Below are 2,662 nucleotides of genomic sequence, written 5' to 3'. Positions count from 1 at the left end.
AATCCACAACCATATCGGCGGCTTTACCCGTATCTCACCGAATAAAAGAGGGCGGGGGAAATAGAGGGGATTGGATCGAAGCGGGCAAAGCGCTTCACAGGCGAGAAAAAAAAAGAGGAGAAAAGCCAGTTTCGGAAACTGAAAATAGATTCCCTCAAACATCGATAATCTCAAGGTAAAGACGATAGTACCCAAGAACCTCTTCGCTGAACGGTTCTACCTTCGGGGCATATTTATACGGTTCCAATCTCTCAAAAAGATTATGGTACGCACGCTCCGTACGCTCATTGTCAGCGGCAAATTCCCTACCGAGTTCGCTGATTTTGTACGCTGCATGTTTAGAATCGGAAAGGTCTATCGACGCTAATATGCGATAGACAATCCTTCGTTCACCGGGGTGACGATTACGCCATTTTTTGAGAACCAACAAAATGAGACTCAGCGTTACAACCAAAGCAATCGTTACGGAACCTCCGAAGAGGTAGATTGAATAGTCGTGCACCTCTGCAAGCGGTGCGATATCATTCACCGGTATATCCGCCATCTGGCTCATACGCGCCCCTCAAATAATCTTCGCAATGTTACCGAAGCCGAAGCATCGGTATAGAGCTTCATGGCACGGATTCCGTCACGACGAAAACGATCAAACAATGCCGCATCGTGTTCACGTACTTTCTCATGATATTTGCGGACACTTCGGGCATTGAAATCTCCCTCCAATACCGCTCCGCTCTCCGGATCGATCAAAGCGCTGAACCCCATAGGCTCTGGTTTCTCTTCAAAACGATCCCGCACAACAATGGCAACCACTTCATGTTTTTTTGCCAATAGCCGTAAATCGGGAATTTCGAAAAAATCTCCGATCACAACGATCAATGAGCGTCGTTTTAACCGGCGGTACAGGGTAGAGGCCATCGCATTATAATCAGCACGGCGGTTCAGTAATTCGGACTCCATAATCCCCTCGACACTCTGTGCGACGGCAAAGCGTTTCTTACTCGCACGCACCTCATCGCGCAAGTTTTCCGAAAAATTAATATGGGTAAACAGATCTCCGTTGACAAGTGCCGAATATCCGATCAACGCTACCGCTTCGGCAAGCGACTCGATTTTAAACCGCTCTTGTCCGAAATGGAGGCTCCCCGAGAGCATCGCTACCGTTACGACAGAGAGTTCCCGTTCTTCCCGAAACACTTTGACAAACGGACGCTGCATCTTCGCGGTAATATTCCAATCAATATGGCGGGTATCATCACCGCTGATATATTCGCGCAGTTCGATAAAGTCATACCCTTCCCCGCGAAACAGTGAGGGGTTGTTACCGATACGGTCTCCGATAATCTGGCGACGGGCTTTGAGGAGAATGCGGTGCGTATTTTTCATCGGTTAGGGTATCGGTACCGCTTTGATAATCTGCTCAATCAGATCATCAATTTCGATCCCCTCAGCTTCCGCTTCATACGTCATGACAATCCGATGACGCATCAACTCTTTAATAATAGAGGCGATGTCGCTCGGGGTGACAAACTCTTTTCCCCGTAAAAAAGCAACGGCACGGGTTGCCTTGAACATATCGATGCTCACCCGGGGACTCGCACCGAATTGGAGATACCGTTTGATCGATTCCAGCCCAAACCGCTCAGGCTCACGTGTCGCCGTAACAAGGGTGATCATATACCGTTCCACCTCTTCGTCGATGTGGATTGACTTAACCTTCTCTTTCAGAGAATTGAGGGTATGGATATCAATGACCGCGTTGATCGCTTCCGCCGTCGATGAAGCGATACGTCGAGCAATAGAGAGTTCCTCTTCGGCTGTGTTATAGCCGACGGTAATTTTGAGCATAAAACGATCCAGCTGCGCTTCGGGGAGAGGATAGACCCCCTCATTCTCAATCGGATTTTGAGTTGCCATTACCAAAAAAGGGGTGGAAAGTTTGAAACTCTCATCCCCGAGTGTCACCTGATGTTCCTGCATCACTTCCAGCAGTGCCGACTGTACTTTTGCGGGGGCACGGTTAATCTCATCGGCAAGGAGCAGATTGGTAAAAATCGGCCCTTTTTTAATCTTGAACGCATTATTTTTAGGATCGTATACCTCAGCCCCCAAAATATCGCTCGGAAGGAGATCGGGGGTAAACTGGACCCGCTTAAACCCAAGCCCCAATGCAGCAGAGAGCGCTTTAACCGTTGTCGTTTTTGCCAACCCCGGAATCCCCTCAATCAGGATATGACCGTCGCAGAGCAAACCGATCAACAATCCGTCGATCATCTTCTCCTGACCGACGACGACTTTGGCTACTTCGGAGCGTATTTGGTTAATAATATCTATCATAGTGTCACCTTTTTTTCTGTTGTGAGTGTACTTAATTTCTTTTTGGCTTCGCTTAAAGTGATCGTATTGGATTCAAGAATTGCAATAATGACTTCATAGCGCTTGTCTCCGCTGAGGGCAAAGATTAGGGTAAGCTCCTTGATACTTTTGGCTCGTTCCCAAAACAGCACAGTTTTTCGGCGAGGTCTATACTTCCACAGACCTCTTCCCAGCTCGCCCACTATGACACCAAAGAGAACCAAAACAGCATAAAAAGCGTAGCGTTTAAGCGTTGTCGCATCACTCAAATCGGGAGGATCGAGGAGTGATGCAGAGTCATACCCATCAT

At 48.0% G+C, this 2,662-nt stretch carries 4 protein-coding genes; all 4 read right to left on the bottom strand.

Going from position 1 to position 2,662, the window contains the following annotated elements:
- Positions 1-154: 154 nt before the first annotated feature.
- Entirely contained in the window at positions 155-553 is a 399-nt protein-coding gene (locus Q0C19_RS11815; RefSeq protein WP_295056341.1) for a hypothetical protein, read from the bottom strand.
- Positions 550-1,383, bottom strand: a complete 834-nt coding sequence (locus Q0C19_RS11810) for a DUF58 domain-containing protein (RefSeq protein WP_295056338.1) — start codon at positions 1,381-1,383, stop codon at positions 550-552. The genes Q0C19_RS11815 and Q0C19_RS11810 overlap by 4 nt, the downstream gene beginning before the upstream one ends.
- Positions 1,384-1,386: 3 nt before the next feature.
- Complete coding sequence (locus Q0C19_RS11805; protein WP_295056335.1) at positions 1,387-2,334, bottom strand: MoxR family ATPase; 948 nt, start codon at positions 2,332-2,334, stop codon at positions 1,387-1,389.
- The coding region (locus tag Q0C19_RS11800; RefSeq protein WP_295056332.1) for a hypothetical protein at positions 2,331-2,662 on the bottom strand (332 nt) is incomplete at its 5' end. The genes Q0C19_RS11800 and Q0C19_RS11805, both read right to left, overlap by 4 nt.

The organism is Sulfuricurvum sp. (genome assembly GCF_023250475.1).
In the GTDB taxonomy this organism is placed as follows: domain Bacteria; phylum Campylobacterota; class Campylobacteria; order Campylobacterales; family Sulfurimonadaceae; genus Sulfuricurvum.
Note: the sequence above shows the minus strand (reverse complement) of the source record. Positions and strands in the feature narration are given on the sequence as shown.

Excerpts from the sequence above, each read along its gene's own strand:
- Q0C19_RS11815 (WP_295056341.1), bottom strand. The coding sequence starts at position 553 with ATGAGCCAGATGGCGGATATACCGGTGAATGATATCGCACCGCTTGCA.
- Q0C19_RS11810 (WP_295056338.1), bottom strand. The coding sequence starts at position 1,383 with ATGAAAAATACGCACCGCATTCTCCTCAAAGCCCGTCGCCAGATTATC.
- Q0C19_RS11805 (WP_295056335.1), bottom strand. The coding sequence starts at position 2,334 with ATGATAGATATTATTAACCAAATACGCTCCGAAGTAGCCAAAGTCGTC.